Annotated in this window: 30 protein-coding genes and 1 tRNA gene; 22 read left to right on the top strand and 9 right to left on the bottom strand. The window is 63.3% G+C overall.

Annotation, left to right across the window (positions count from 1 at the left end; translation table 11 throughout):
• Nucleotides 1–83 precede the first annotated feature (83 nt).
• The 13 genes from CXY72_RS16275 (at nt 84) to CXY72_RS16215 (ending at nt 11247) form a co-directional block, all read left to right on the top strand.
• Nucleotides 84–1175, top strand: coding sequence for a thiamine pyrophosphate-dependent enzyme (locus CXY72_RS16275; protein ID WP_104128724.1), 1092 nt, complete (start codon nt 84–86; stop codon nt 1173–1175).
• On the top strand, nt 1175–2179 hold the full coding sequence (locus tag CXY72_RS16270) for an alpha-ketoacid dehydrogenase subunit beta (RefSeq protein WP_104128723.1): 1005 nt from the start codon (nt 1175–1177) through the stop codon (nt 2177–2179). The genes CXY72_RS16275 and CXY72_RS16270 overlap by 1 nt, the downstream gene beginning before the upstream one ends.
• Before the next feature lie 37 nt (nt 2180–2216).
• Entirely contained in the window at nt 2217–3578 is a 1362-nt protein-coding gene (locus tag CXY72_RS16265; RefSeq protein ID WP_104128722.1) for a dihydrolipoamide acetyltransferase family protein, read from the top strand.
• A gap of 56 nt (nt 3579–3634) precedes the next feature.
• The gene (locus CXY72_RS16260) at nt 3635–4678 is read left to right on the top strand and encodes a metal ABC transporter substrate-binding protein (RefSeq protein ID WP_104128721.1); all 1044 of its coding nucleotides are present in this window, start codon (nt 3635–3637) and stop codon (nt 4676–4678) included.
• A gap of 7 nt (nt 4679–4685) precedes the next feature.
• Entirely contained in the window at nt 4686–5483 is a 798-nt protein-coding gene (locus CXY72_RS16255) for a metal ABC transporter ATP-binding protein (RefSeq protein ID WP_233197896.1), read from the top strand.
• Complete coding sequence (locus tag CXY72_RS16250; RefSeq protein ID WP_104128719.1) at nt 5484–6374, top strand: metal ABC transporter permease; 891 nt, start codon at nt 5484–5486, stop codon at nt 6372–6374.
• On the top strand, nt 6374–7222 hold the full coding sequence (locus CXY72_RS16245; protein ID WP_104128718.1) for a metal ABC transporter permease: 849 nt from the start codon (nt 6374–6376) through the stop codon (nt 7220–7222). Before CXY72_RS16250 ends, CXY72_RS16245 begins: the two co-directional genes overlap by 1 nt.
• Nucleotides 7219–7623: a Fur family transcriptional regulator gene (locus CXY72_RS16240; RefSeq protein WP_104128717.1), complete on the top strand. Its 405-nt coding sequence runs from the start codon at nt 7219–7221 to the stop codon at nt 7621–7623. The genes CXY72_RS16245 and CXY72_RS16240 overlap by 4 nt, the downstream gene beginning before the upstream one ends.
• Before the next feature lie 222 nt (nt 7624–7845).
• Nucleotides 7846–8082, top strand: coding sequence for a 50S ribosomal protein L28 (gene rpmB / locus CXY72_RS16235; RefSeq protein ID WP_035835252.1), 237 nt, complete (start codon nt 7846–7848; stop codon nt 8080–8082).
• On the top strand, nt 8082–8249 hold the full coding sequence (rpmG, locus tag CXY72_RS16230) for a 50S ribosomal protein L33 (protein WP_035880539.1): 168 nt from the start codon (nt 8082–8084) through the stop codon (nt 8247–8249). The genes rpmB and rpmG overlap by 1 nt, the downstream gene beginning before the upstream one ends.
• Nucleotides 8250–8251: 2 nt before the next feature.
• Nucleotides 8252–8557 carry a 30S ribosomal protein S14 gene (rpsN, locus tag CXY72_RS16225; protein WP_092110538.1) on the top strand — a complete coding sequence of 102 codons (306 nt, stop codon included), beginning with the start codon at nt 8252–8254 and terminating at the stop codon, nt 8555–8557.
• Between the two features lie 310 nt (nt 8558–8867).
• Nucleotides 8868–9155, top strand: a complete 288-nt coding sequence (locus CXY72_RS16220) for an HU family DNA-binding protein (protein ID WP_035835256.1) — start codon at nt 8868–8870, stop codon at nt 9153–9155.
• A gap of 103 nt (nt 9156–9258) precedes the next feature.
• Entirely contained in the window at nt 9259–11247 is a 1989-nt protein-coding gene (locus tag CXY72_RS16215; protein ID WP_199184070.1) for a cytochrome c oxidase assembly protein, read from the top strand.
• Nucleotides 11248–11253: 6 nt separating this feature from the next.
• Here the strand turns inward: CXY72_RS16215 and CXY72_RS16210 are convergent, their stop codons facing one another.
• Complete coding sequence (locus CXY72_RS16210) at nt 11254–12336, bottom strand: hypothetical protein (protein ID WP_104128716.1); 1083 nt, start codon at nt 12334–12336, stop codon at nt 11254–11256.
• A gap of 138 nt (nt 12337–12474) precedes the next feature.
• Here CXY72_RS16210 and CXY72_RS16205 point away from each other — a divergent pair, with 138 nt between their 5' ends.
• On the top strand, nt 12475–13827 hold the full coding sequence (locus tag CXY72_RS16205) for an ATP-dependent RecD-like DNA helicase (protein WP_104128715.1): 1353 nt from the start codon (nt 12475–12477) through the stop codon (nt 13825–13827).
• 78 nt (nt 13828–13905) lie between these two features.
• Here the strand turns inward: CXY72_RS16205 and CXY72_RS16200 are convergent, their stop codons facing one another.
• From CXY72_RS16200 to CXY72_RS16190, 3 genes are all read right to left on the bottom strand, one after another.
• Nucleotides 13906–14478, bottom strand: a complete 573-nt coding sequence (locus CXY72_RS16200; protein ID WP_146071213.1) for a hypothetical protein — start codon at nt 14476–14478, stop codon at nt 13906–13908.
• A gap of 84 nt (nt 14479–14562) precedes the next feature.
• Nucleotides 14563–14973, bottom strand: coding sequence for a DUF4383 domain-containing protein (locus tag CXY72_RS16195; protein WP_104128713.1), 411 nt, complete (start codon nt 14971–14973; stop codon nt 14563–14565).
• 353 nt (nt 14974–15326) lie between these two features.
• Entirely contained in the window at nt 15327–15602 is a 276-nt protein-coding gene (locus CXY72_RS16190) for a hypothetical protein (protein ID WP_104128712.1), read from the bottom strand.
• A gap of 285 nt (nt 15603–15887) precedes the next feature.
• Between CXY72_RS16190 and CXY72_RS16185 the strand changes: the two genes are divergently transcribed.
• Nucleotides 15888–16361 (top strand): MarR family winged helix-turn-helix transcriptional regulator, encoded by a 474-nt coding sequence (locus CXY72_RS16185; protein WP_104128711.1) that lies wholly within the window; start codon nt 15888–15890, stop codon nt 16359–16361.
• 4 nt (nt 16362–16365) lie between these two features.
• Here CXY72_RS16185 and CXY72_RS16180 read toward each other — a convergent pair whose 3' ends face one another.
• The 3 genes from CXY72_RS16180 to CXY72_RS16170 form a co-directional block, all read right to left on the bottom strand.
• Nucleotides 16366–17229, bottom strand: a complete 864-nt coding sequence (locus tag CXY72_RS16180; protein WP_104128710.1) for an NAD-dependent epimerase/dehydratase family protein — start codon at nt 17227–17229, stop codon at nt 16366–16368.
• A gap of 386 nt (nt 17230–17615) precedes the next feature.
• Complete coding sequence (locus tag CXY72_RS20725; RefSeq protein WP_199184069.1) at nt 17616–17810, bottom strand: hypothetical protein; 195 nt, start codon at nt 17808–17810, stop codon at nt 17616–17618.
• A 29-nt stretch (nt 17811–17839) separates the two neighbouring features.
• A tRNA-Gly gene (locus CXY72_RS16170) sits at nt 17840–17913 on the bottom strand.
• Nucleotides 17914–17983: 70 nt separating this feature from the next.
• Between CXY72_RS16170 and dcd the strand changes: the two genes are divergently transcribed.
• Both dcd and CXY72_RS16160 read left to right on the top strand, forming a co-directional pair.
• Entirely contained in the window at nt 17984–18565 is a 582-nt protein-coding gene (gene dcd, locus CXY72_RS16165) for a dCTP deaminase (RefSeq protein WP_104128709.1), read from the top strand.
• Nucleotides 18566–18626: 61 nt separating this feature from the next.
• Nucleotides 18627–19148 carry a hypothetical protein gene (locus CXY72_RS16160; RefSeq protein ID WP_104128708.1) on the top strand — a complete coding sequence of 174 codons (522 nt, stop codon included), beginning with the start codon at nt 18627–18629 and terminating at the stop codon, nt 19146–19148.
• A gap of 35 nt (nt 19149–19183) precedes the next feature.
• Here CXY72_RS16160 and CXY72_RS16155 read toward each other — a convergent pair whose 3' ends face one another.
• Together CXY72_RS16155 and CXY72_RS16150 are read right to left on the bottom strand one after the other, a co-directional pair.
• Entirely contained in the window at nt 19184–19984 is an 801-nt protein-coding gene (locus CXY72_RS16155) for an isocitrate lyase/phosphoenolpyruvate mutase family protein (protein ID WP_104128707.1), read from the bottom strand.
• 207 nt (nt 19985–20191) lie between these two features.
• On the bottom strand, nt 20192–21502 hold the full coding sequence (locus tag CXY72_RS16150; RefSeq protein ID WP_104128706.1) for an MFS transporter: 1311 nt from the start codon (nt 21500–21502) through the stop codon (nt 20192–20194).
• Nucleotides 21503–21685: 183 nt separating this feature from the next.
• Here CXY72_RS16150 and dnaK point away from each other — a divergent pair, with 183 nt between their 5' ends.
• The 5 genes from dnaK (at nt 21686) to CXY72_RS16125 (ending at nt 26905) form a co-directional block, all read left to right on the top strand.
• Nucleotides 21686–23563 (top strand): molecular chaperone DnaK, encoded by a 1878-nt coding sequence (gene dnaK / locus CXY72_RS16145; RefSeq protein WP_104128705.1) that lies wholly within the window; start codon nt 21686–21688, stop codon nt 23561–23563.
• A gap of 9 nt (nt 23564–23572) precedes the next feature.
• A complete protein-coding gene (locus CXY72_RS16140; RefSeq protein WP_104128704.1) occupies nt 23573–24190 on the top strand; it encodes a nucleotide exchange factor GrpE in 618 nt (205 codons plus the stop codon).
• Nucleotides 24183–25184: a DnaJ C-terminal domain-containing protein gene (locus CXY72_RS16135; RefSeq protein ID WP_104128703.1), complete on the top strand. Its 1002-nt coding sequence runs from the start codon at nt 24183–24185 to the stop codon at nt 25182–25184. The genes CXY72_RS16140 and CXY72_RS16135 overlap by 8 nt, the downstream gene beginning before the upstream one ends.
• A gap of 2 nt (nt 25185–25186) precedes the next feature.
• The gene (locus CXY72_RS16130) at nt 25187–25600 is read left to right on the top strand and encodes a heat shock protein transcriptional repressor HspR (protein ID WP_104128702.1); all 414 of its coding nucleotides are present in this window, start codon (nt 25187–25189) and stop codon (nt 25598–25600) included.
• A gap of 180 nt (nt 25601–25780) precedes the next feature.
• Nucleotides 25781–26905: a class I SAM-dependent methyltransferase gene (locus tag CXY72_RS16125; RefSeq protein ID WP_104128892.1), complete on the top strand. Its 1125-nt coding sequence runs from the start codon at nt 25781–25783 to the stop codon at nt 26903–26905.
• Nucleotides 26906–26910: the final 5 nt, after the last annotated feature.

Raw genomic sequence — 26910 nt, 5'->3', positions numbered from 1 at the left:
CCACTCGAAACGAAGCGATTGCATCACGCACTGCTGCAGCGCCAACACCTTTTGGTCTCGATGGGACCGAGACGTGCGTGCGCATGATTTCCTCGACCGGGGTGTTCGAACCGAGCGCCGCCGCCGAAGAGTTTTTGCCCTACCTCGAACGCCTCACCGAAGCTGACTACCGACGTTTCTATCGGGACATGGTCGTGGTGCGAAAGTTCGACACCGAGGCAGCCAATCTGCAGCGTCAGGGCCAGCTCGCTCTCTGGGTTCCAAGCCACGGCCAGGAAGCCGCGCAGGTGGGTTCCGCCTACGCCACCCGGCCGCAGGACCATGTGTTTCCCTCTTACCGGGAGCACGTAGTCGGCATGATCCGTGGCCTTGACGTCGTGGATATTCTGCGGATGCTGCGCGGTGTCACCCTCGGCGGTTGGGTTCCGGAAGAGCACGGAAACTTTCATCTTTATACTCTCGTGCTCGCCTCGCAGACCCTGCATTCCACCGGCTACGCCATGGGCATGCAGCTCGACGGTTCGACCGCGACCGGCAACGCAGAGATCGATCAGGCCGTCATCGTCTATTACGGCGACGGAGCATCATCGCAGGGCGACGCCAACGAGGCGCTCGTTTTCGCGGCGAGCTACCAGACGCCACAGGTGTTCTTTCTGCAGAACAACCACTGGGCGATCTCGGTGCCCGTCGCCCGGCAGTCCCGTACGCCGCTGTACCTGCGTGCCGCTGGCTTTGGTATGCCGGGCACCCAGATCGACGGCAATGATGTGCTTGCGAGCTTCGCCGTCACGGCAAAGTCGATGGACGACGCTCGCGCCGGCCACGGCCCGTCGCTGATCGAGGCACTCACCTACCGGGTCGGTGCCCACACGACCGCCGATGATCCGACCAAGTACCGCGACCCGGAGGAACTCGCCTACTGGGTGGCCCGCGACCCGATCGTGCGCTTTCGCCGCTACCTGAAGGGCTTGGGTGTCGAGCAGCGATTCCTCGACGACGTCGATGACGAAGCGGCCGATTTCGCCGCCGACGCCCGTCGTCGTGCGCTCGAGATCACCGGTCCGGAGCAATCGGTGATCTTCGACAACGTCTACGCCGAACCGCATCCGCTCGTGGCTGAGCAAAAAGCCTGGCTGGAACGATACGAAGCATCCTTCGACGAGGGCGAGAACTGATGACCCCTGCACTAGACACGAGCGTGGCATCCGCCTCGCTACCGATGACCAAGGCTCTGAACGCCGCGCTGCGTCGCGCGATGCTCGACGACCCCAAAGTTCTGCTGATGGGCGAGGACATCGGCCCCCTTGGCGGAGTATTCCGGGTCACCGAGGGCCTCATCGCCGAATTTGGTGACAAGCGGGTGCTCGATACGCCGCTCGCCGAATCCGGCATCATCGGTACGGCAATCGGCCTGGCCATGCGCGGGTTTCGCCCGGTCTGCGAGATTCAGTTCGACGGATTCGTTTTTCCCGGCTTCGACCAGATCACCAGCCAGCTCGCACGCATGCGCAACCGCCACGAGGGCGGGCTCATCATGCCGGTGGTCATCCGTATTCCCTACGGCGGACACATCGGCTCGATTGAGCACCACCAGGAGAGCCCGGAAGCCTACTTCGCGCACACTCCCGGCTTGCGTGTGGTCAGCCCCTCCAATCCGCACGATGCGTACTGGATGATGCAGGAGGCCATCGCCAGTGACGACCCGGTGATCTTCTTCGAGCCCAAGAGCCGCTACTGGCCCAAGGGTGACGTGCGTTTTGATGAAAGCGGAACACCGTTGCACGCCAGTCGCGTCGTTCGGGCCGGCACCGACGTCACCGTCGTCGGTCACGGTGCAATGGTCAGCGTGCTGCTCCAGGCGGCCGAACTCGCCACCGCGGAGGGCATCAGCCTCGAGGTCATCGACCTGCGTTCGATCTCGCCGATCGACTATCGACCGATTCTGGGTTCCGTGCAGAAGACTGGCCGCCTCGTGGTCACCCAGGAAGCGCCCGGCTTCGTGAGTGTCGGCAGTGAGATTGCCGCCACGGTCGCCGAGCGATCGTTCTACACGCTCGAAGCGCCCGTGCTGCGGGTCTCTGGTTTTGACACACCGTTTCCGCCGGCCGCCGTCGAGACGCACTTTCTGCCCAGTCCCGATCGGGTGCTGGAAGCCGTCGACCGCGTTCTCGCCTACTGATCATGCTCACTTTTACCCGCAGCAGGAAAGGCACAGTATGAGTGTGTCGAAGTTCACTCTCCCCGATGTCGGCGAAGGCCTGACCGAGGCTGAAATCGTTCAGTGGAAGGTCGCGCCCGGCGACGCCGTGACGATCAACCAGGTTCTGGTCGAGATCGAAACGGCTAAGTCCCTGGTCGAGCTGCCGTCGCCGTTCGCTGGCGTGGTGGCGGAGATTCTAGTCGCGGCGGGCACGACCGTCGACGTGGGTACCCTCATCATCACGATCAATCCCGATGCCAGTTCAGCGGCAGCGTATGCCGCCAGTACTGATGCCACCGGCACTGATTCCGCCGGCCGGATGACCGTGGACGCGGGTGCCAGCATCATCGACGAAGCCCCGCAACCGGTGCTCGTCGGCCGCGGCGCCGCCGCTGCTATGCCGACCCGTCGGCGTCGGCATACCGCCGCGAGCGTGGCCCACGAGACACTCGCGCCGAAAGCCCCGGCGCGTGAGCGCGTCGAGGCGCTGGAACCGACCCGGCGCGCGGCATCCGTTGGACCGGTCATGGCCAAGCCGCCCATTCGTAAACTCGCCAAGGACCTCGGTGTCGACCTCTCTCTCGTCGAAGCGACCGGGCCGGTCGGCGATGTGACTCGCGAGGATGTGCTGCGCGGGGCGACCCAGGCCAGCGTGTTCCGCAACATTCAGACGCCGGAATGGCCCGTCGATCGCGACGAACACATTCCCGTGAAGGGTGTGCGTAAAGCCATCGCGCAGGCAATGGTGAAGAGCGCTTTCACCGCCCCGCATGTGAGCCTGTTTGTTGACGTCGATGCCACCCGCACCATGGAATTCGTCAAGCGACTCAAGGCGTCCACGGACTTTGCCGGCATTCGCGTGTCGCCCCTGTTGATCATGGCCAAGGCCATGATCTGGGCCGTGCGGCGTAACCCCACGGTGAATTCGACGTTCACCGATGAGGAAATCATCGTGCGGCACTACGTGAATCTCGGCATCGCAGCAGCGACGCCGCGCGGGTTGATCGTGCCGAACATCAAAGAAGCGCAGGACATGAGCCTGCTCGAGCTCGCGGCGTCCCTCGAGAAACTCACCATGACCGCGCGTGACGGTAAGACCAGCCCGGCCGAGATGAGCAATGGCACGATCACGATCACCAATATCGGCGTGTTCGGCATGGACACCGGTACTCCCATCCTCAATTCGCCGGAGGCCGGAATCGTGGCCCTCGGCACGATCAAGCAGAAGCCGTGGGTCGTCGACGGTGAGGTGCGAGTTCGGTATGTCACGACGATCGGCGCGAGCTTCGACCATCGTGTCGTCGACGGTGACGTTGCGAGTCGTTTTCTGGCCGACGTCGCGAGCATCATCGAGGAGCCGGCGCTGCTGCTCGAATAGGGAGCTCACCCGCTAATGGTTTTGACAATCATTATCAGCAAGGTTAGTGTCGAGGAATGCACACGAGATATTTCGCCGTTCCCGCACTCCTCGCGTCAGCCGCACTCGCCCTCTCGGGATGCTCGGCAGAGACGACCGCGAGCGCCGACGGCGCAGCCAGCGACCTCAAGATCGTCGCCACAACCACCCAGGTCGCCGATTTCACCCGCAACGTGGTCGGCGATGCCAGGGGCGTCGACCTCACCCAGCTCATCCAGCCGAACCAGAGCGCGCACAGCTATGACCCGTCCGCGGCCGACCTGACCGCGCTCGGCGCCGCCGACGTGCTCGTGATCAACGGCGTCGGACTCGAAAAATGGCTCGATGACGCCATAGCCGCATCCGGCTTCGACGGCGTCACGATCGATACGGATGAGGGCATCGCGATCTCCCAGGTCGGGGCGGGCGAGGGTCAGATGAACGACCAGCACACCGACGAAGAAGCGGATGTCCACACCGACGTGGCCGAGGATGAGCATGCCCACGAGGGCGGCGATCCCCACATCTGGACGAACGTGCAGAACGTGGAGACGATCGTCGCGACGATCGCCGCCGGCCTCGCCTCCGCCGATGCAGGCAACGCGGTGACTTTCGAATCCAACGCGACGGCGTACACGGCGCGACTCAATGACCTCGACGAATGGATCCGCACCAACGTCGACACGGTGCCGGAGAGCGAGCGACTGCTGGTGAGCAACCACGACTCCCTCGGCTACTTCACCGCGGCGTACCACATCGATTATGTCGGTTCGGTGATTCCAAGCTTCGACGACAACGCCGAGCCGAGCGCCGCCGAGATCGACTCCCTCGTCGCGGCCATCGCGGCGACCGGCGTCACGTCCGTCTTCTCCGAGGCATCCCTCAGCCCCAAAACCGCCGAGACGATTGCGACCGAAGCTGGTGTGACCGTCTACTCCGGCGATGATGCCCTCTACGTTGACTCGCTCGGCCCGAATGGAAGTGCTGGCGATACCTACATCAAGGCGCAGCTGCACAATGCCACGCTCATGCTCGACTCGTGGGGAGTCACGCCCTCTGCACTGCCCGCTGACCTGCAATAGTTAACACGTGATCGAGAACACTTCTCAAGTAACACCCACAGCGAACGTTGCCGCCGCTCTTCGGGTGGCGACGGCGTCGTTTGCGTACGGCGCGGACCCCACGCTGACCGGCATCGACTTCACGGTGCTGCCCGGCCAGGCTGTCGCCCTGATCGGCCCGAACGGGTCGGGCAAGTCCACCCTGCTCAAAGGTGTCCTCGGGCTCATCACCCGCACGTCCGGTACCGTCGAGGTGCTGGGACAGTGGCCGGCGCCGGCCGGCTACATCGGCTACGTGCCCCAGACCGACCAGCTCGACCCGCACTTTCCGGTCTCACTCGAGCAGGTCGTCATGATGGGCCGCTACCGCTCTCTGGGCTGGTGGCGCATGCCGACCAAGGCCGATCGCCGAGCCGTGTCCGAGGCACTGGAGACCGTCAGCCTGGGCGATCGTGCGAAGACACGCTTCGGTGAGCTCTCAGGCGGGCAGCAGCAGCGAGGTCTGCTTGCGCGCGCCGTCGCATCCGCCCCGCGCTTGCTTCTGCTCGATGAGCCGTTCAATGGACTCGATCAGGTCAACCGGGATGCACTCATCGAAACCGTGAAGCGGCTCAAGAGGCAGGGCGTCGCGGTGCTCGTGTCGACCCACGACCTTGACCTCGCTCGGGCCGTCTGTGAGTGTGTGCTGCTGCTCAACGGCGCTCAGGTGGCGTTCGGGCCGCGCGATGCGGTGCTGACCCTCGCCAACGTGCAACAGGCATTCGGCTCCGCCGGTGTGGAAATGGACGAGCACACGATCGTGGTTCCCGGTCATGGAGGTCACTGAGTGGGTGTCTTGACGCCGCTGATCACCGCCTTCGACCTGCCGTTCATGGCCAGGGCGTTACTCGTGCTTGTCGTTCTGAGCCTCGTGGCCGGACTCGTCGGTGTGCTGGTCAACCTGCGTGGGCTGGAGTTCATCAGTGACGGCCTCACCCACGCGGTCTTTCCCGGGGTGGCCATCGGATTCGTCTGGGGTGGCCGCGACGGGCTATTCGTGGGAGCCATGGTGGCGGCGCTCATCGCGGCCGTCGTGCTTACCGTGATCGTCAAGCGCGCGGTCACGTCGGACGCCGCGATCGCTATCGTCTTCACGGCCATGTTCAGCGTGGGGATCATAGTAGTTTCACGGGAAACAAATTATGTCGGTCAGTTGGATGCCCTGCTGTTCGGACGCCTGCTGACCGTCGGCCCGGCCGAGGTCAACCAAACCGTTGTGGTCTGCCTGATCGCCCTGGTCATGGTGGGGTTCACCTTGAAAGAGCAGGTCTTTTTAGCGTTCGACCGTGAAGGCACGGCGGCAGCCGGCTACCGGCCGCTCCTGCTTGACATTGTACTCAATGTCGCTATTGCCCTCGTTGTGGTGGCCGCAAGCAGCGCTGTGGGCAACCTGCTCGTCCTCGCCGTGCTGATCGTGCCGGGCGCAGTCGCCCGCCTGCTGACCAATCGACTGTGGCTGCTCTTTCCGGTCGCGGCCGGCTTTGCGACCCTGGCCGCCTGGGTAGGGCTGACGCTCGGCTACGAAGCATCGGTCAACGGCGGCGTCGACCTGCCGAGCGGAGCCACTGTTGTGCTCGTGCTCGTCGCGGGTTACGTGCTGGCACTGGTCGTGCGGCTCGCACTGGAGCGAATCCGCGGCCCGCGTCGACATCGCAGCACCATACCGGTGGAGCACTGATGGGCTACTTCGAACAGGCCCTCCTGGCGGCAGTGCTGATCGGGACGCTCAGTGGCCTCGTCGGCACCCTGGTGGTGCTGCGCCAGCGCACCTTCTTCGCTCAGGCACTCACCCACGCGACTTTTCCGGGAGCGGTCGGCGCGGCGATTCTCGGAGTGAGCATTCCACTCGGCGCCGCCGTGGCGAGCGTAGTCATCGTGGGCGTCATGACGATGATCGGGCGGGTCGAACGTCAGGGAAAACAGGTGGCATCTGGCATTCTGCTCACCGCCGGATTTGCACTCGGCGTTCTGCTGCAGGGGCTCAATCCGTCCCTGCCGGTCAAGGTTGACTCCTACCTGGTGGGTTCGATTCTCACGGTGAGCAGCACTGATGTCGCACTCGTGGCCATCGTGCTGGCGTGTGCCGTGCTGACCATTGTCTTTCTGGGCAGGCAGATCATGTTCTCGACCTTCGACGTGAACGGTTTTCGCGCGGCCGGCTATCGAGAATGGCCGATCGAAGTGCTGACTCTGATCCTCGTCACGGCCACCGTCGTCACCGCGATGCCCGCAGTGGGGGCCATCCTCGCCATCGCCCTGATCGCTGCCCCCGCAGCAGCCGCCCGGCTCGTCTCGCGAACGACCAGTCAGATGTTTATCATTGCCCCGCTGCTCGGCGCCCTGGCCGGACTGGCCGGCGTGCTGCTTTCTCGTTCACTCGACGTGGCGGCCGGCCCGGCAATTGCCCTCTCTGCGGTGGCCCTATTCCTGCTCGCCCTGCTAGTGCGGCGGTTGGTTGCTTCACGGCGACCCTGTGAAGCCCATGCGCGCCGACCACAGCGAACATCGCTACGGTTGATGTCATGAAGCGAAACACCTGGCAGCGCGAGGCCGTTCGGGGCGCCCTCGACGCGAACGACGGCTTCGTCAGCGCCCAGGCGCTGCATTCCGCTTTGCACTCGACCGGATCCCCGATCGGACTGGCGACGGTCTATCGCGCCCTGGCCGATTTGGCCGATACGGGTGACGCCGACTCGCTCCAGTCGCCAGAGGGTGAAAGTCTCTATCGCGCGTGCAGCACCAACGACCACCACCACCACCTGATCTGCCGTAACTGCGGTCTCACGGTCGAGATCGAAGCGGATGCCGTCGAAACCTGGGCCAAGGACGTCGCCGCGAAGAACGGTTTCACCGCTGCCGCCCACGTCGTCGACGTCTTTGGTCTGTGCGCCGCTTGTACGGCGACAGCCGCAGCATCCGCCAAGTGACGCGAATGGACACGGCGGCACGCCGAAATGCTGGCCGGTGGAAGCGGGGTGGTCCCGCAATTTCAACGGAGATTCGCGGACGAATTTGCGCTGCGCCTGGGGAACCCGTATCGTAGAGGGCTGCTGCGCCTCTGTGCGCGCATTGCGGGTTGTCCATTTATGAGCAGCCCGCCGACAAGGGATCTTGGGAAGGGCATTCGCCCTTCGGTAATGGAGGAAACCATGGCATCTGTTTGCCAGGTGACTGGAGCTGTTCCCGGCTTCGGACACAACATTTCGCACTCGCACCGACGCACCAAGCGTCGTTTCGACCCGAACGTTCAGAAGAAGACGTACTACGTGCCGTCGCTTCGTCGCAAGGTCACACTGACCTTGTCCGCAAAGGGCATCAAGGTTATTGATGCTCGTGGTATCGAGAGCGTCGTCAAGGACGTTCTCGCTCGTGGGGTGAAGATCTAATGGCTAAGGCTCATGACGTACGTCCGATCATCAAACTTCGTTCCACGGCCGGAACCGGTTACACCTATGTAACCAAAAAGAACCGCCGTAACGACCCCGACCGTCTCGTGCTCAAGAAGTACGACCCGGTTATCCGCAAGCACGTTGATTTCCGTGAGGAGCGCTAAACATGGCGAAGAAGAGCATGATTGCCAAGAACAACCAGCGCAAGGTCATCGTCGAGCGGTACGCCGTCAAGCGCCTGGAGCTCAAGAAGGCCCTGGTTGACCCTGCCGGCACCGACGAGTCGCGTGAAGCCGCTCGCAAGGGCCTGCAGAAGCTGCCGCGCAACGCGAGCCCGGTGCGCCTGCGCAACCGTGACGCCGTTGACGGTCGTCCCCGCGGCCACCTCTCCAAGTTCGGCATTTCGCGTGTTCGTTTTCGCGATATGGCGCACCGCGGCGAGCTGCCCGGCATCACCAAGTCCAGCTGGTAACTTCTTCTGGCACCGCTGAAGCTCGTCTTCATCGGCTTCTGGATCATCCAAACGGGATGTCGACTCTGGGTCGGCATCCCGTTTCGTTTAATCCTCTCGCCGGCGCCGTGTTTCGCGCAGAGCGAAAATCGAGCACTCGAAAGGGTGAAAGTGCACTGAAATGATCGAAAATCGCCGTAAATCCGGGGTTTTTGGCGGATCAATGCTAGATTTCAACTCGGTCGATCCGACCAGCGGGGCTTCTCTTCGAGGAGCATCCGTATTACGAATATCGCTGTGTATACAGACGAAGGTCCGAGGAGGACACTCAATGGCTGACAAGTCGCTGAACAAGACCGAGCTCGTTGCCAAGGTTGCCGCTGACTCAGGACAGAGCCAGGCCGCCGTTGACGGCGTCCTGAACGCATTCTTCGCAACCCTGGCCGAGACCGTTGCCGCTGATGGCAAGGTCACCATTCCGGGATGGCTGGGAGTCGAGCGCACCGCCACGGCCGCCCGCACCGGCCGCAACCCGCAGACCGGCGAAGAAATCGCCATCGCAGCCGGCCACCGCGTCAAGCTGACCGCCGGAAGCAAGCTCAAGGCTGCCGCCAAGTAGCTTTTAGTGAGAAAAGGGGCGTCGACGCGAGTCGGTGCCCCTTTCTGGTTTCTCGGGCACTTTACGCGACGAATGTTCAGGGCTGGGCGAATAAGCTGGGCAGGTGCCCCGTATAGTCCGCATTCTCGGACCGGCAGCCCTGCTGCTGGTCGCTGTATTGTCTACCCTTGTCGCGTTGGCCTACGGTGGTGGCGCTTCAGCCCAGCTCCTCGCCGACCCGGGACCGGTAGTGCGCTGGGGCCTTCCCCTGGCCAAGCTCGCGGTCAACATCACGGCAGCGGCCACTATCGGTGCGCTGGTGCTCACGCTGTTCGCGCTGAGCCCCAGGGAACGTGAATATAACACCGCCCTGGACTTCGCCGCAGCGTCGTCGGCACTGTTCGCCGTCGCATCCGCTGTCACGGGCTTTCTGACCTTTCTGCAGGTCACCAATGTGCCGTTCGGCATCAGCGATCAGTTCAGCGCCACGGTCGGCCAATTCTTCAGCCAGATCGAACTGGGGCAGGCCTGGCTCGCGACGACCTTGATCGCCGCTGGCGTCACCGTACTGTGCTTCGCCGTGCGCAATCAGACCGCACTGGTCTTTGTGACCGTACTGGCCCTGACCGCGCTGCTGCCCATGGCTCAGCAAGGCCACTCGGCGGGCGCGTCGGGACACAACGCCGCGATCACCGCCCTCGGGCTGCACCTCGTCTTCGCAGCGATCTGGCTGGGTGGCCTGCTCACCATTGTCGTGCTGCATACCCAGCTGGGCGGCGAACGCATCCGCCAGGTGATCGGGCGGTATTCCTCGCTCGCGCTGGTCTCGTTCATCGTGGTGGCCGCATCCGGCTATGCCAGCGCTGAACTACGCATCGGAAGCTGGGATAACCTGCTCAGTCCCTACGGCCTGCTCGTGCTCGTGAAGGTCGCCGCTCTCGTCGCACTCGGCGGGTTCGGCATTGTGCAACGCCGGTTCTTTATCAAACGGATGCAGCGGAGCGGGCCGGCGAACGGTCGCTGGTTCTGGTGGCTTGTCGTGACCGAGCTCGGCTTCATGGGCCTCGCATCCGGTGTGGCCGCCGCGCTCGCCCGCACGGCGACGCCCGTCGCCCAGGTGGTCGCAACCGAGGTTCCCCAGTCAACGCCGGCGCAGATTCTCACCGGTGAACTCTTGCCGCCGGAGCTTACTTTCTCACGCTATTTCACCGAGTGGAACCTCGACCTCGCCTGGATTCTGTTCTGCGCATTTGGCATCTTTTTCTACCTCGCCGGCGTCTGGCGGTTGCACCGCCGCGGCGACGCGTGGCCGATCTACCGCAGCGTGCTCTGGATTCTGGGTATGCTCACCCTGTTCTATATCACCAACGGTGGAGTGAATGTGTACGAGAAGTACCTGTTCTCCACCCACATGCTCGTGCACATGGTGCTGACCATGCTGGTGCCTTTGTTGCTGGTGCCGGGAGCCCCGGTAACCCTCGCCGCGCGCGCGGTCGCCAAGCGGCAAGACGGCAGTCGGGGTGCGCGCGAGTGGATCCTCACCGCGGTGCACTCGCGCTTTGCCGGCATCGTCGCCAACCCGATTGTCGCAGCCGTGCTGTTCGGTGTTTCACTGTGGGTGTTCTACTACACCTCGATCTTCAGTTGGGCCACCACCGACCACATCGGCCACCTATGGATGATCGTGCACTTTCTCATTACCGGCTACCTGTTCGTGCAGTCCCTGATTGGCATCGACCCGGTACCGTACCGTCTGCCGCACGCCTTCCGACTGCTGTTGCTGTTGGTGACGATGGCCTTCCACGCGTTTTTCGGCCTCGCCCTGATGAGCGGTACGGGGCTGCTCCTGGCCGACTGGTACGGAGCAATGGGCCGCACCTGGGGAGTGTCAGCCCTCGCCGACCAGCAGCTGGGTGGCGGCGTCGCTTGGGGAATCGGCGAACTGCCGACCTTTGTGCTGGCCGTTGTCGTCGCGGTTATGTGGAGCCGTGATGACACGAAAGTCACGAAACGGCTGGATCGCACGGCGGACCGCACCGAAGACGCCGAGCTCATCGAGTACAACGCGAACCTGGCTCGCATCGCCGTGCGTGACGCTAAAACCCCCAGCTAGCCGTGCCTAGTGCAGTTGGATGGCGAGGGCACCGCTTGGCTGCACGACTGCGCTGAGCCCCATCGTGAACGGGACGTTTTCGTCACGGGTACTGATGTCGCCATCGAACAGTGACTGCACCTTCACCACGATATGGGCCTGCCCGGGGGTAGCGACCATCTCAAAGGCCCGTTCGCCCGCGGTGAGTGCGACAATGGGGTATGCGGTGATCGACCACGCCGGAATGCTCTCGATGCGGTCGTCGATCTGGATTCCCCATGGGCAGCTGGTCGGTTGGAGCACCGTTTGGGTGGCGCACGCGTCGAGGAACTTGTTCAGCTCCGACTGTACCTGGTTCACCATGGCCTGGTTCGGTAAGGCGTTGACCTCGACTGCGGTGGGACCGTCTTTGATCACACGCACGGTGTTCTTCGAAGCGGTCAGCATGGCCGACTCGTGTTCGAACGTGTAGCGGTTCGGGGCGAATGCGAGATACGCGGCGGACGTGGAGAACGTTGCGGGGGCATCCGCTGCACTGTGGGCGCGCGTGTCCAGGGTGAGGCCGTTAACCGTGAATGATTGTTCGTGCAGCACCGAGACCTGCAGTACAGAAAGGGGGCTGGTGCTGAACGTCCAGGCGTTGAAAACGCCGGCAAATGAGCCCGCCCGCTCGACAGTGAACGCCATGCTCGACGCGATACCGTTCAGATCGAAATCGAACACCACGGTCTGGGCGGTTTCATCGTCGGTGGCGGGCGTAGCGGTCGTGCCCGCGAGTTCGATATTGTCGAGGCCGCTCAGAACAGATGCCCGCAGCAGGGTCTCGGGCAGATCTTTCGCGACCTCGTCGGTGAGTCCCCAGGCAGCCAGGTCGGTTGTGCTGGGCATGACGCCGCCGAGAGCGAGGGCGCCGACGGTGTCGCCCCGGGCTAAGGCGTCGAGGTATTGCCGGGCAAAGCCGCCGGCGCTGTAGACCGTGCGATTGAGAGCATTGATGGTGCCAGCGAGGCCGACCGCGAGCAGTCCGGCGACCACCACGATGACGAGAACGGCCCGGAGCAAACTGCCGCGGCGCCCGCTCGCCCGATGCTGTTCGGCCGGAATGGTCACTCCAATATTGTATGGGGAGGTGAGCCGGCATCGCGTCCAAAGCCCCGCTTCGTGCCCTGTGCGCTGCTGGAGACTACAGTGGAATGTTGCCTGTAACGATTACCCCGTGCAGCGTTCGCCTGCCAGAGAAAGTGTGCCGTGTCCGAGATTCCGCTCAGTCGTGAACAGGCGCTGGTCTTCGCGGCGATCGAAGGCACTAAGCAGAACGTGTTCGTCACCGGCCGGGCCGGAACCGGTAAGTCCACCCTGTTGAACCACCTGTCGTGGAACACGAGCAAGCAGATCGTGATCGCCGCACCCACCGGTGTCGCCGCATTGAACGTTGGCGGTCAGACCATCCACTCGCTTTTTCGGCTGCCGATCGGTGTGATTGCCGACAGCCCGATCGATCAGAACGATCAGGTGCGCAAGCTTCTCAACACCATCGATACCCTCGTCATCGACGAGGTCTCGATGGTCAATGCCGACCTCATGGACGCGATCGACCGCAGTCTGCGCCAGGCCAGGCAACGCCCGTTCGATGTATTCGGCGGAGTGCAGATCGTGCTGTTCGGTGACCCGTACCAGCTGGCTCCGGTGCCGGGCGGACCGGATGAGCGTGCCTATTTCGCCGACCACTACCGCTCGATGTGGTTCTTCGACGCGAAGGTGTGGCGTGATGCAGAGTTGCGCATCTTCGAGCTCACCGAAATTCACCGGCAGCGTGACAACGATTTTAAGCTCATGCTCAATGCCGTTCGGCATGGCCAGGTCACTGCCGAGATCGGCGGAGCTCTCAACGGCGCGGGGGCGCGAACGCCGCCGAGCGAGGGCGTGATCACTCTCGCGACCCGCAATGACGCTGTGAACCGCATCAACGCATCCGCTTTGAAGAAGCTGTCGGGTAAATCGCTCACAGCGAAGGCCGACATCACGGGGGATTTCGGCGGCAAGCAGTTTCCGGCCGACGAGGTGCTTGAACTCAAGGTGGGTGCGCAGGTGATGTTCCTGCGCAACGATTCCCCGCTCGACGGGGGGCCGCGTTGGGTAAATGGCAGCATTGGAACGGTGACGAAGGTCACCTCGACCGTGTTCGTGGACATCGACGGCGACGTGTTCGAGGTCGAGCCGACGGTGTGGGAAAAGTACAAGTACACCTACAACGCTGCGACCAAGAAACTGAGTCGGGATGTGGTGGCGGAATTCACGCAGTTTCCGCTGCGGTTGGCTTGGGCGGTCACCATTCACAAATCGCAGGGTGCCACTTACGCGCGGGCTGTTGTCGATCTTGGTGCGCGGGTGTTCAGCCCCGGCCAGACCTATGTAGCCCTGAGCCGGCTGACCAATCTGGACGGGCTCTACCTCACCCGCCCGCTGCGGCCGAGCGATATCATCGTCGATGAGAACGTCAAGCGTTTCATGAGCATCGAGGTTGTGCCGCCGGTAGCTGACCTGGCGGGCCTGGATGCATCGGGCCTGGATTCTTCAGGTTCGGGGAACAACAAACCCTAGAACGCACTATCCGTTTGATGTTCATGCTGGCGGGGCCCGTTTCACGCCCTGCGAAAGGCGTCGGTGCCATCAGTGCGATCAGTGCGATCCGTGGCCGGCCGGTTCCGGCGTGATAACCGCGGTCACTCCGTGCGACCCGTGGGGTAGGGCTTGGGAGCCGACCTCGGTGGCAGCGAGGGCCGGGGTGGTGAGCGCCGAGAGCAGGAAGCCTCCCACGACGACGCCGGTGAGAAAACGCCAACCGCTGGGCGTGGCGTCGCTGTGCAGAGCGGCACCGACGGGGGCAGCGGCTTTGCCCGGTGCGTGCCGCTGCGCGATAGCCACGGTAGCGGCCAAGAAAATGTTGAGCAGTGACGCAACGGCCATCGGGTAGAGCGGGAGACCGGTCTGGGCGCTCGTGACGCCGAGACCGCTGCCGAGGGCGGCGGTTGCTCCCCAGATGAAAACCGGTATGAGGGATGCTCCCACGATGATGCGGGGAACAATTATGCGGTCCCGGGCAAGGGTGGCGATTCCCCAGCCGAGTTCAGCGATGCCGAACCCGACCAGAAGAACCGACAGGGGAAACGGAGCGGTTACGCCCACGGCCAAGTGGATCAGAGCGGCGCCGAGAGCGGCGAAGCCCATCCAAATACGAGTTACCGGGGACATGATGCTCCTTGGGTGAATCTGCTGCGAAAGGATGGAGTGGTGCTGGGTGCTGGGTGCTGGGTGCTGGGTGCTGGGCGTCGGTCGTTACGCTGTGGCGTGGCTGCGAACCCTCTTGTCAGCGGTGAGGCCAACCCCGAGGAGCACGATCGCGCTGGCCAGGTGCAGAAAGTGGTCAGCGGTGTTGAGGGCCAGAATGTTCAGCGCGGTGCTCGCGATGAAGAATCCAACGATGCCCAGGAGCAAATAGACGGCTCCGATGGTGCTGTTGGTTGCCTTGGCGGCCGTGACGTTAGAGAGGCCGGCGATGAGCAGGGCGGCACCGATCAGAAGGTGCGCAACGTTGTGCAGAGGATTGACCTCGAAGATTCCCAAAAGCAATTCGCCCTGGGTGGCGATGAAACCGACGCTGCCGGTGACGGCGAAGCCGAGTAATCCAACGAGAAGGTAGACCGCGCCGAAGACGGTGGCGATCAGACGATTAGGTGATGTGCGCATTTCAGGTGCCTCCTGTTTGTTGCACGGCTAACCCGTGCTTGCTGTGAGTTCGGAGCTCCATCAACTTCGGATTGGTGACAATTGTGCCCCTAATCTCCCCTTTTGGGTGTCGGCGCATGAACTTATCGCAAAACGCCACAAGCGTGGCACTTAGGTCGGGTGCCACGCTTGTGGAAATAATTGGACGGTTCTGGCAGCTGTCTAACGACTTGGCGTTTCAGAACGAGCACATCCACCGTGCGTGTGAACTTACCCGTGTGTGCTCGCCGTCACTGGTGCAGGGGTATCGATTCACACGAACTCACCGAACGGCTGCCCGGGCGTTCGAGAAGAAAAAACCCGCGTACTACGCTTCAATCCAGCCAGTAGTCATCATCGATGTACGACTGGCCAAGGGGGGCAGTTGTGTCAATGGGGTCAGGAAGATCGTCGGCAGAAATGGCTTCCAGCTTCACGATCGAATGTGCCGTGATCAGAAGGGAGGTCTGCGAACGCAGGGAACTGAATATGTCGACGAAGCCGCCGCCGCTGTGGACTGCTGCCGTCATCGCAGCTTTGAGAGCCGAAACGTTGTAATCGCCGGAAAGGTAGAACCAGTCGTCGTTGATCGTCAGGCGGTAGCTCTGCATTACTTGGTCCGTTTCGTTAGTGCAGGGTGATGGCCGCGCTCGAGGCGATCTGTCGGCGGCTCACTATCGGCCGGTTGCTAGAACCTGGTTGACCCCCAGGGAGCGCGTTGAACCACGAGCGAGTCTTTCAATATACGGGAAATATTTCAAAGAACAAACTACTCATTCGTTGAGAAACTCCGAAATCAAGCTACCCGCTACACTGGCAGGACAGAGCGGCTGGGACGGGCCGTTTCGCGGGCCTGCGGCGCGGGCGAAACAGACAGACCAGAGGTCGGAGAACGTATGAAACTCGATATCGTGAGACGCACCGGGGATGGTCTCTCAGCATCCGCTCTTGCGTTTCTTCGGGGGATGGATCGCAACCGCAATCGGGTGGCGACGGAAGCCAACTTGACGGGGAGTGAGCTGCGAGCACTGACCCGTGTCGCTGAAGCGGGAAGCATTACCCCTAAACTGCTCGCGGAATCGATGGAAATTACGACGGGTGCCGTGACCGCGATTTCAAATCGCCTGGTGGCATTGGAGCTGGTCACCCGGGTGGCCCACCCGCACGATCGACGCAGCCTGCTCCTGGTATTGACCCCAGCCGCGGAACAGATCACCCAGAAGCTTTACAGCGACTTCGCGGCATTGATCGCTCGTGCCGCGCGAGACGTCAGCCCGGATGATCAGGTGCGACTGGGAGAGCTACTGACCTCGATGGCTCTCGTGGTGGATGCGGATGCGGATCTGATCCAGGCCGGGCCAACCCGGTAGCACCCTACGGGTGGAGCGTTCCGGCTCCCGCCAGGAGTGCGCGGTAGCCCTCGCGGTAGGTGGGGTAGGTGAAGGTGAAGTCGGTATCTCGCAGCAAGCGGTTGCTGAGAAGCTTGTCCCCGCCGCGCTGACTTTCCCGGGTGGAAGCTGGCACTGCTGACGGGTCCAGAACTAATTCGGGCAGGTCGAGCTCGGCGGCAAGAAAGGCCAGCACCTCGTTGCTGGGGACCGGGGCGTCATCCACGCCAAGATACAGAGGCGCTGGCAGTTCCGGGCGCAGCAACAGGTGCACGATCGCGGCTGCTGCGTCGTCCCGGTGGATGCGGTTAGTGTGGCGTGACTCGGCGGAGAGTGCGGCGCCAGCTCGTACCTGCGTGATCAGACGTTCCCGACCGGGGCCGTAGATGCCGGCCAGGCGCAAAACGGTGGCGCTGGGGATGCGGGCGTGCAACATTCGCTCGGCTTCGAACACGATGGAATCGGTACCCGGTTTCGGGTTCGCGGGGGTCTGCTCGTCAACGCGGCTGCCGTCGTTGATGTCGTAGACGGCCGTTGATGAGACGAGCAGCACGCGGCGGGGCGTGATGCCGGCGTCATCGAGCGCATCGAGCAGGTTGCGCAGGCCGTCCAGGTACGCGGCTCGGTAGGCACCGATTGTTGGGCTTCCAGCGGAGATCGCCATAACGACGAACTCAGTGTCGAACGCAATGACGGGCTTCTCACGGCTCAGATCGATCGACTGACCAATGATTTCCCTGGGGAGCACGCTCGCGTCGCGGCGCAGCCCGACCACCGCGTGCCCCAAGTCGGCGAAGCGCAAGCCGACCTCGGTGCCGAGGTCACCGCATCCGGCAATCAGTATCGTCATCTGTCTCCTTGCTTATCTCCACGGTATCGGGCGCACGTGACAGTTCGCCGTGCACAGGTGGCCGCTAGCATAAACGCATGCCTATTGTCCCTGACACGTCTGACTGGACCTGGGTGCTCGAACGCCCCTGCTCCGACTGTGGATTTCGAGCGAGCGAGGTGGACTTCGAGAACTTGCCGCGCCTGATTCGTGAGAACGCCGCCGCATGGCCTGCCGTGCTGGCGGGGGCGGATGTCGCGGCGCGCCCAAACGACCACACCTGGTCCGGCCTCGAATACGCGGCCCATGTGCGCGATGTCTGTCGCCTATTCGACGAGCGATTGCACCGCCTGCTCGATGAAGACGACCCGCTCCTGGCAAATTGGGATCAGGACGCCACTGCGGTGTCACAGCGGTACGACCTGCAGGATCCGGCAATCGTTGATGTTGAGCTTCAGGCCGCCGCGCAACGCGTTGCCGACAGCTTTGCATCGGTGCGAACGGATGCCCGCCGGCGTACCGCGCGCCGCAGCGACGGCCCATCGTTCACCGTAGAAACGCTCGGGACGTATTTTCTGCACGACATTGTCCACCACCGCCACGACGTACGCACCGACACCGGAGAAGACTCTGGAGCGGATGACGGGAATCGAACCCGCGCTATCAGCTTGGGAAGCTGAAGTTCTACCATTGAACTACATCCGCGCGCCCGCTGTGAATGATCAACAACCGGAACGCTGCCAGCATATCAACCCCGCGCGGCTAGGCTGGCACAGTGCTGCTCTCCGATCGCGATATCAAAGCTGAACTGAACGCTGGACGAATCGGTTTGGAGCCGCTCGACCCCGAGATGATCCAGCCGTCAAGCATTGATGTGCGACTTGACCGACTGTTTCGGCTATTCGACAACCACAAGTACGCCTACATCGATCCGGCCGAGGACCAGCCCGAGCTGACCCACTTGATCGAGACCAAGCCCGACGAGCCGTTCATCCTGCACCCGGGTGAGTTCGTGCTCGGCGCCACCTACGAGCAGGTCACCCTGCCAGACAATGTGGCCGCCAGGCTCGAGGGGAAGAGCTCTCTCGGTCGCCTCGGCCTGCTCACCCACTCGACGGCCGGGTTCATCGACCCGGGCTTTTCCGGCCACGTCACGCTCGAGCTCAGCAATGTCGCGACGCTGCCGATCAAACTCTGGCCCGGAATGAAGATCGGCCAGCTGTGTTTCTTCCAACTCAGCTCTCCGGCTGAAAAACCCTATGGTTCCAGTGAATACGGCTCTCGGTACCAGGGCCAGCGTGGCCCGACTGCCTCGCGTTCGTTTCAAAACTTTCACCGCACCACTATCGGGCGCTGAGAGAACCGAACGTACGCCGGCGGTAATCCGAACGTAACCTCGCGTCGGGTAAAATTTGGGCATGACCTCCATGCCGACCCGATTCGACGAGGCGCTCATCGCGCACGGCCCAACGCCGGAATACCCCGGACGCATGCACCTCTTCGGCCAGATGGTCGGTTCCTGGACTGCTAAGGGGTCCCGCCTCGATGAAACCACCAATGAATGGATCGCACGCGACTTCATCTGGATGGTCGAATTCGTCCTCGACGGCCGGGCCGTGCAAGACGTCGAGATCGTCGCGAGCACGACGCATCCGTCTGGACGTGAAACCGTCGCCACCGCGCTGCGCGTCTACGACCCGTTCGCGGGAGCCTGGCGCGTGAGCTACTTCGCCCCGGCCCTGGGCGAATACTGCCAACTCGTCGCCACACCGTACCGGCATGGCGTGCGGCAGGAAGGCACCCGCACCGACGGTCGCCCGATCCGGTGGAACTTCACTGCCATCACCCCCGACAGCTACAAATGGGAAGGTTGGGTCTCCGCCGACGAGGGCGCTACCTGGCAACTCATCAGTCACAACGAGGCCACCCGCATCCGCTGAGAAACGGATACTGGTGGCCTCGGTGTTTAGGCGGATTACAGGGCGAACTTGAACCCGAGGTCAGCGGGGTACTCGCCGAGAGCGGTGAGATTCGTGGCTGCGGCCTGCAGGGCGGCAAGGGTCAGCGCGAGGGTGCCCGGGCCAAAACTGACCCGGGAGACACCGAGCTCGGCGAGACGCTGAAGCGGAACAAGTCCGGGCGCGCCGATCACGGAGATTTTGCCGTTGACCTGCTCAATCGCGCGGGCGACTTTATCTTCGTCGGTCAAGCCGAGGAAGAAGATGACGTCGGCGCCGGCGGCGAGGTAGGCGTTGGCGCGGGCCACGGCTTCTCCCCAGTCGCCTCCGCCGGCCAGGGTGTCGACGCGCGCGTTGATGACGAGCGGGATACCGCTCTGGTCGGCTCCGGCTCTGGCCGCGGCCACGCGGGCGGCGGCGGTTTCGATGTCGAACTGCGGGGCTTTTGCCGCGCCGACGGAGTCCTCGATGTTGATGCCGACAATGCCGGATTCCTCGATGAGGCGACGCACGTTGCGGGTCACGCCAACGGCATCCGGTGCGTACCCCTTCTCGAAATCGGCCGAGACGGGCACGTCGACAGCGCCGGCGATGATCGTAGCAGCGATGATGGCCTCGTCGAGGGAGAGGCCCTCGCCGTCTTGCAGGCCGCGCACGTTCGAGATGGAGTGGCTCGCAGTCGCGAGGGCCTTGATGCCGGGCGTGTCGGCGACGACCTTGGCGGTGATGGCGTCCCACACGTTGGTCACGATGAGAGGCTCACCGGGCACGTGCAACGAGAGCAAAAGTTCGGCCTTCTGGAGCTGGGTATGTGTCATGCCATTCAGTCTGACCGGCCTGTGTCCACTAAGCGAGGGGACAGCCTTATTTCAGCGGATGCTCAGGAAAGACGGTTTGGCGCCCAGCCGAGTAGGGCGGTGGAGGTCAGCGCGCCAGCTACCGGTGGGCGCGCCCGCTCTAGATGGCGCGCCCACCGGAACCGGGCGCGCTGAGACTTTCCGGCACACGGATGCGCTGGGTCACCGCTAACGGATCTGCTGCTGCTTCGCCGAAACCGGAATGAGCAGCAGCAGGCCCAGGAATAGCACGAGCATGATGCCGAGAATGCCCCAGTAGGTCTCGCCGAAGAGTGTGACCATGATCGCGAAAGCGGTCGGCGCGAGAAAGCTCACGGCCCGACCGGTCGTGGCGTAGAGCCCGAAGATCTCGCCCTCGCGGCCGAGGGGAATGAGGCGGGCCAGAAAGGTGCGGCTGGCCGACTGGGCCGGCCCGACGAACAGGCACAGGGCCAGTCCCGCCGTCCAGAACACTATCTGCCCGCCGTCGTGCAGAAAAAACACTAGAAGGCCGCTCACCAGCAGCCCGACCAGCGCGGTCACAATGATCGGCTTGGCGCCGAGCCGATCGTCGAGCGCGCCGACGCTCATGGTGGCCACGCCCGCGACCACATTGGCCGCGATCGCGAAGATGATGACCTCGCCGGGGGAGAATCCGAAAACGGATGCCGCGAGCACGCCCCCGAACGTGAAGACGCCGGCCAGACCATCACGGAACACCGCGCTCGCAATGAGAAAGTAGACCGTCTGGCGGCTGGTCTTCCAGAGGCGGGCGATGTCGTGGCCGAGCACGACGTAGGAGCGAAAAAAGCTGACCTTCGCGCGGAGGGCGGCCTGTGGTGCCCGATACTCCGGCACTCGTAACAGTACGGGCAACGCGAACAGGCCAAACCAGGCGGCCGCGAGCAGCATGGAGACCCGCACGGCTTGACCGTTGTCGGCGGTGACCCCGAACAAGCCGACCTCGGGCTGGATGAAGCCGAAGTACACGATAAGCAGCAGCACAATGCCGCCGAGATACCCCATGCCCCAGCCGAATCCGCTCACCGTGCCAATCGTGCGCGGCGTCGAAACCTGCCCGAGCATGGCGTTGTAGTTGACCGCCGCGAATTCAAAGAAGACGTTGCCGGCCGCGACCAGAAACAAGCCGAGGAGCAGGTAGCTCGGGCTTGCCTGCACGAAGAACATGGCCGCCGTCAGTACCACGACGATGAGGGTATTGACGCCGAGCCAGAACTTGCGGCGGCCGGACGTGTCGGAGCGTTGCCCGGTGATCGGGGCCAATACCGCGATCACCAGACCGGCGATGGCCAGCGCCCAGCCGAGCTGGGCCGAGATGACGTCTTCGTCGCCGAAGGAAGAGCCGGTGATGTACACGGTGAAGACGAAGGTCGTGACGACCGCGTTGAAGGCTGCCGATCCCCAGTCCCACAACGCCCAGGCCAGCACCCGACCACGCGTTGGAACGGCACCCGTGTCTACGGCGACAGTCTCGGTCATGTGCACAATCTACTGCCCCGGGAGAAACATCCGCGCGAAGCAAAGTTGAGTCACTCACACTCAACTTTCAGCCACAGAAATTGACAGGGACGCGACAGCGCTGGAATACTTGAGCCATCGAGGCTCAAGTCTTGAGATCACTTAGTAGTTCGTTTCACACCTGATTGAAGGAGAACAACCCACATGGCTCGTGCAGTAGGTATTGACCTCGGAACCACCAACTCTGTGGTGGCCGTGCTCGAAGGTGGAGAACCCACCGTCATCGCCAACGCTGAAGGCTTGCGCACGACCCCCTCGGTGGTCGCGTTCACCAAGGACGGCGAGGTTCTCGTCGGAGAAACCGCCAAGCGTCAGAACGTCACCAACGTCGACCGCACCATCTCCAGCGTCAAGCGCCACATGGGCACCGGCTGGAACGTCGCCATCGACGACAAGAAGTACACCCCGCAGGAGATTTCGGCGCGTATCCTCGCCAAGCTCAAGCGCGACGCCGAGCAGTACCTGGGCGAGAAGGTCACCGACGCCGTCGTGACCGTGCCCGCATACTTCAACGACGCCGAGCGCCAGGCCACCAAGGAGGCCGGCGAGATCGCCGGACTCAACGTGCTGCGCATCATCAACGAGCCCACCGCCGCCGCGCTGGCCTACGGCCTCGACAAGGGCAAGGAAGACGAGCTCATCCTGGTCTTCGACCTCGGCGGCGGAACCTTCGACGTGTCCCTGCTCGAGGTGGGCAAGGACGACGACTTCTCCACCATCCAGGTGCGCTCGACCGCCGGTGACAACCGCCTCGGCGGCGACGACTGGGACCAGCGCATCGTTGATCACCTGATCAAGCGCTTCAAGGAGACCACCGGCGTTGACGTGTCCAAGGACAAGATCGCCAAGCAGCGCCTGAAGGAAGCAGCCGAGCAGGCCAAGAAGGAACTCTCGTCGAGCATGTCGACGAGCATCCAGCTGCCCTACCTGTCGCTGACCGAAAACGGCCCGGCCAACCTCGACGAGACGCTCACCCGCGCCCAGTTCGAGAAGATGACCGAAGACCTGCTCGACCGCACCAAGAAGCCCTTCCAGGACGTCATCCGTGAGGCTGGCGTCAAGGTCGGCGACATCGCCCACGTCGTTCTCGTCGGTGGCTCCACCCGCATGCCCGCCGTCTACGAGCTCGTCAAGAGCGAGACCGGCGGCAAGGACCCGAACAAGGGCGTCAACCCGGACGAGGTCGTCGCCGTTGGCGCTGCCCTCCAGGCTGGCGTGCTGAAGGGCGAGCGCAAGGACGTTCTGCTCATCGACGTCACCCCGCTGAGCCTCGGCATCGAGACCAAGGGCGGCATCATGACCCGCCTGATCGAGCGCAACACGGCCATCCCGACCAAGCGCAGCGAAACCTTCACCACGGCCGACGACAACCAGCCGTCCGTTGCAATCCAGGTTTTTCAGGGCGAGCGTGAGTTCACCCGGGACAACAAGAACCTCGGAACCTTCGAGCTCACCGGTATCGCCCCGGCGCCGCGAGGAATTCCGCAGGTTGAGGTCACCTTCGACATCGACGCCAACGGCATCGTGCACGTGTCCGCCAAGGACAAGGGCACCGGCACCGAGCAGTCGATGACCATCACGGGCGGATCCTCGCTCGCGAAGGAAGACATCGAGCGCATGGTACGCGAGGGCGAAGAGCACGCCGCCGAAGACAAGCGCCTGCGCGAAGTCGCCGAGACCCGCAACACGGCCGAGCAACTGGCCTACTCGATCGAGAAGCTGATCAAGGACAACGTCGACAAGCTGCCCGAAGACGTGAAGAATGAGGTGCAGAGTGATGTCGACGCCCTCAAGTCTGCTCTTGCGGGCGACGACGACGACGCGGTGAAGACCGCGTACGACAAGCTCAACGAAAGCCAGGGCAAGCTCGGCGAAGCCATCTACAAGTCCAGCCAGGCGGATGCCGCAGCCGGCTCTGACGAAGCCGGTACCGATCAGGCTCCCGCCGAGGAGAACAAAGACGAAGACGTTGTCGACGCCGAGGTTGTTGACGACGACGAAGACGACAAGACAAAGAAGTAGGCCGCAACTATGGCTGACAAGAAACATCCAGACGACGACGCGTCCGCTGCGGGAGTGCCGGATGACGGCACCGCCGCGGGCGCGCCCGATGACGCAACGCCCGACGCAGCATCCGCTGCCGACGCTGATGCCTCGGCCGACGGGATCGAAGAAGACGAGCTGACCGTTCAGGACATTCTGGACGCGGCAGAGCGCGAAGTTGCCGAGCCGACGAGTGAACACCTCGCCGACCTCAAGCGTGTGACGGCAGAGTACGCCAACTATCGTCGGCGTACAGAGGCCAACCGTGCCATTGAGAAAGAGCGCGTCACCGGGGATATCGTCAAGATACTGATTCCGGTACTCGACGATATCTACCGGGCGGAGAAGCACGGCGATCTCGTGCCCGACTCGGCTTTCGCCACGATCGCGGCCAAGCTGCGGTCGAGCGTTGAGCGACTTGGACTCACCTCGTTCGGCGCGGTCGGCGACCCCTTCGACCCGACTATGCACGAGGCGATCTTCCAGCAGCCCAGTGCGGTCGTCGACACCGAAACCGTTGGCGACGTCGCGGAGACGGGGTACTACCTCGGTTCCACGCTGTTGCGTGCGGCCAAGGTCGTCGTTCAGGTACCGAGCGATGGCTAGCCAGGACTGGTTCGACAAAGACTTCTATAAGGTTCTCGGGGTATCGAAAGATGTCACGCCGGCCGAGTTGAAGAAGGCGTATCGCAAACTCGCTCGTAAATACCACCCGGACTCCAACCCGGGGAACCCCGCCGCTGAGGCAAAGTTCAAGGAATTGAGTGAGGCGCACTCGGTGCTGAATGATGCCGCCCAGCGCAAGGAATATGACGCCGTACGGGCAATGGGCAGCGGGGCGCGGTTCGCCGCGCCCGGCGGCCGGGCTCAGAGTGGCGGCTTCGAGGACGCTTTCGGAGGCATGTTCGGCGGCGGAAGCCGTCAGCAGAGTTACACCTTCGAGCAGGGCGGTTTCGACGATATCCTCGGGGGTATGTTCGGACGAGGTGGCCAAGGTGGGGGCGGTTTCGGCAACCCGACCGGTGGCTACCGCGGCTCGGGCGCACCGACGCGCGGGCGGGACGTGATCGCCTCGACGACCATTGATTTCATCACAGCCACCCAGGGCGACCAGATCAGTCTGCAAACTCAGGACGGTCGACCGATCAAGGTCAAGGTTCCGGCCGGAGTCGCCGATGGGCAGAAGATTCGACTGCGTGGCAAGGGGCAGCCGAGCCCGGACGGTGGAGAAACCGGCGATATCGTGCTGACGATCACCGTGCGCAAGCACCCGGTGTTCGAACGCGACGGACTCAATCTGCGGGTAACCGTACCGGTCACTTTCGTCGAGGCCAGCCTCGGCGCGACGATCGAGGTACCCACCCTCGGCGGCAGCCCCGTCAAGTTGCGCGTTGCCCCCGGTACTCCTGGTGGCCGGGTGCTGCGGGTCAAGGGTCGCGGCGTCACCACGGCCAAGGGCACGGGCGACCTGCTCGCCGTCGTGCAGGTCGCTGTGCCCTCACATTTGTCGAAGGATGCGGAAGAGAAACTGGCCGCGTTCGCCGATGCGCTGCCCAAGGAAAACCCGCGCGATGAATTGATTGCTCGGGCCAAGGGCTGATTATGGACGAGACCACCCGGGTTTTCGTGATTTCCACGGCGGCCGAGCTGGCGGGAATGCACCCGCAAACCCTGCGTCAATACGATCGCCTGGGCCTCGTCAGCCCAGAACGTACCCCCGGCAAGAGCCGACGGTACTCCATGCTCGACGTGGCAAAGCTCCGTGAAATTGCGGAACTGGGCTCTGAAGGCGTGAGTTTGGAAGGCATCCGTCGTATCCTCGAACTCGAGGATCACGTGCGCGGGCTCGAAAATCGCCTGCGCGAGTTGGAATCGACGCTCGCCGACGAACTACTGAACCGACCGGGCCGCCGCGTTTTCGCGGCTGGCTCGGCTGGTGATGTTATTTCAATGAAGGCGGGCACCCGCACCAGGCGCAGCAACCAGGTTGTCATCTGGCGGCAGCCCAGACCATAGTCAGTTATCTGTAACAAGCTTCACGTTTCTGCCCCACAGCACGAACTGGTTGCACCAGCACTTCTCTCAGGGGGATCCATGTCCAAATCGGACGCGTATGACCAGTCCGCGCTGCGGAACGCCAACACTTCGTCGAAAAACACCATGTCGGACGAGTTCGGGGCCGTGTCGAATGACAGCATGAACGGGTTCGATTTCGACCGCCTGCGTCGTCGCCCCGACATTGAGGCGGAGAACCTGTTCGCCGTCGACGCGAGTGACCGCCTCATTCTCGATGAAGCCGCCGGCGCACTCGCGGCATACCGTTCCGGTGGCGTCGTCGTGCTCGAGGATCGCTATGGCGCCCTGACCCTCGGCGCCGCTGCCCTGCACGACGCCCGCGGCATCCGTGTCTACCAGGATGCGCTCTCGGGCGAATACGCGCTCGACAGCAATGCCTCCGGCGTCAACCTGACGGATGCCTACCGCTCACTGCCGCTCGGCGAAGAGTTGTTGAAAGACGCCCACGTCGTGCTGTTACAGCTGCCGAAGAGCCTCGACGCGCTCGACGAGATCGCCGGCGCCATCGCCAAGTACGCCGCTCCCGACGTGATCGTCTTTGCCGGCGGCCGTATCAAGCACATGACCGTGAGCATGAATGAGGTGCTGCGCCGCCACTTCGGAGCCCTCAATGTGCGCCCGGCCCGCCAGAAGTCCCGCGTGCTCATCGCTTCCGCACCGTTGGCCTCGTCGACGAGCGACTGGCCACGCAGCGAAAAGCACGACGACTTCGACCTCACCGTGCGCGGCCACGGTGGCGTGTTCGCCGGAACCAGCATCGACATCGGCACCCGAGCGCTGCTTGAGGTGCTCGACCGGATGAAGCCCGACGCCGAGCGCGCCATCGACCTCGGCTGCGGCACCGGAGTGCTCGCCGCGGCCCTGGCTGCCCAGCGCCCGCTGCTGCAGGTACTCGCGACGGATCAGTCGGCTGTGGCCGTCGCATCCGCTCGCGCAACGATCGACGCCAACGCACTCGCCGATCGTGTCACCGTCGTGCGCGCCGATGGCCTCTCTGGCCAGCCGGATAACTCGGCTGATCTGATTCTGCTCAACCCGCCGTTTCATATTGGAGCGTCGGTGCATGCTGGCCTCGCTGAGAAACTCTTCATCGACGCGGCGCGCGTACTGGCACCCGGCGGCGAACTGTGGACCGTGTGGAATACCCACCTGGGTTACCGCCCGATGCTCACCCGCATCGTCGGTTCGACCCGCCAGGTTGGCCGCAACACCAAGTTCACGGTGACGGTGTCGACCGGCCGCTGACGTTT

It is taken from the genome of Cryobacterium sp. Y57 (genome assembly GCF_002929505.1).
Taxonomy (GTDB): Bacteria; Actinomycetota; Actinomycetes; order Actinomycetales; family Microbacteriaceae; genus Cryobacterium.
The sequence above is the reverse complement of the archived record's forward strand: the minus strand, read 5'-3'. Positions and strand labels throughout refer to the sequence as shown.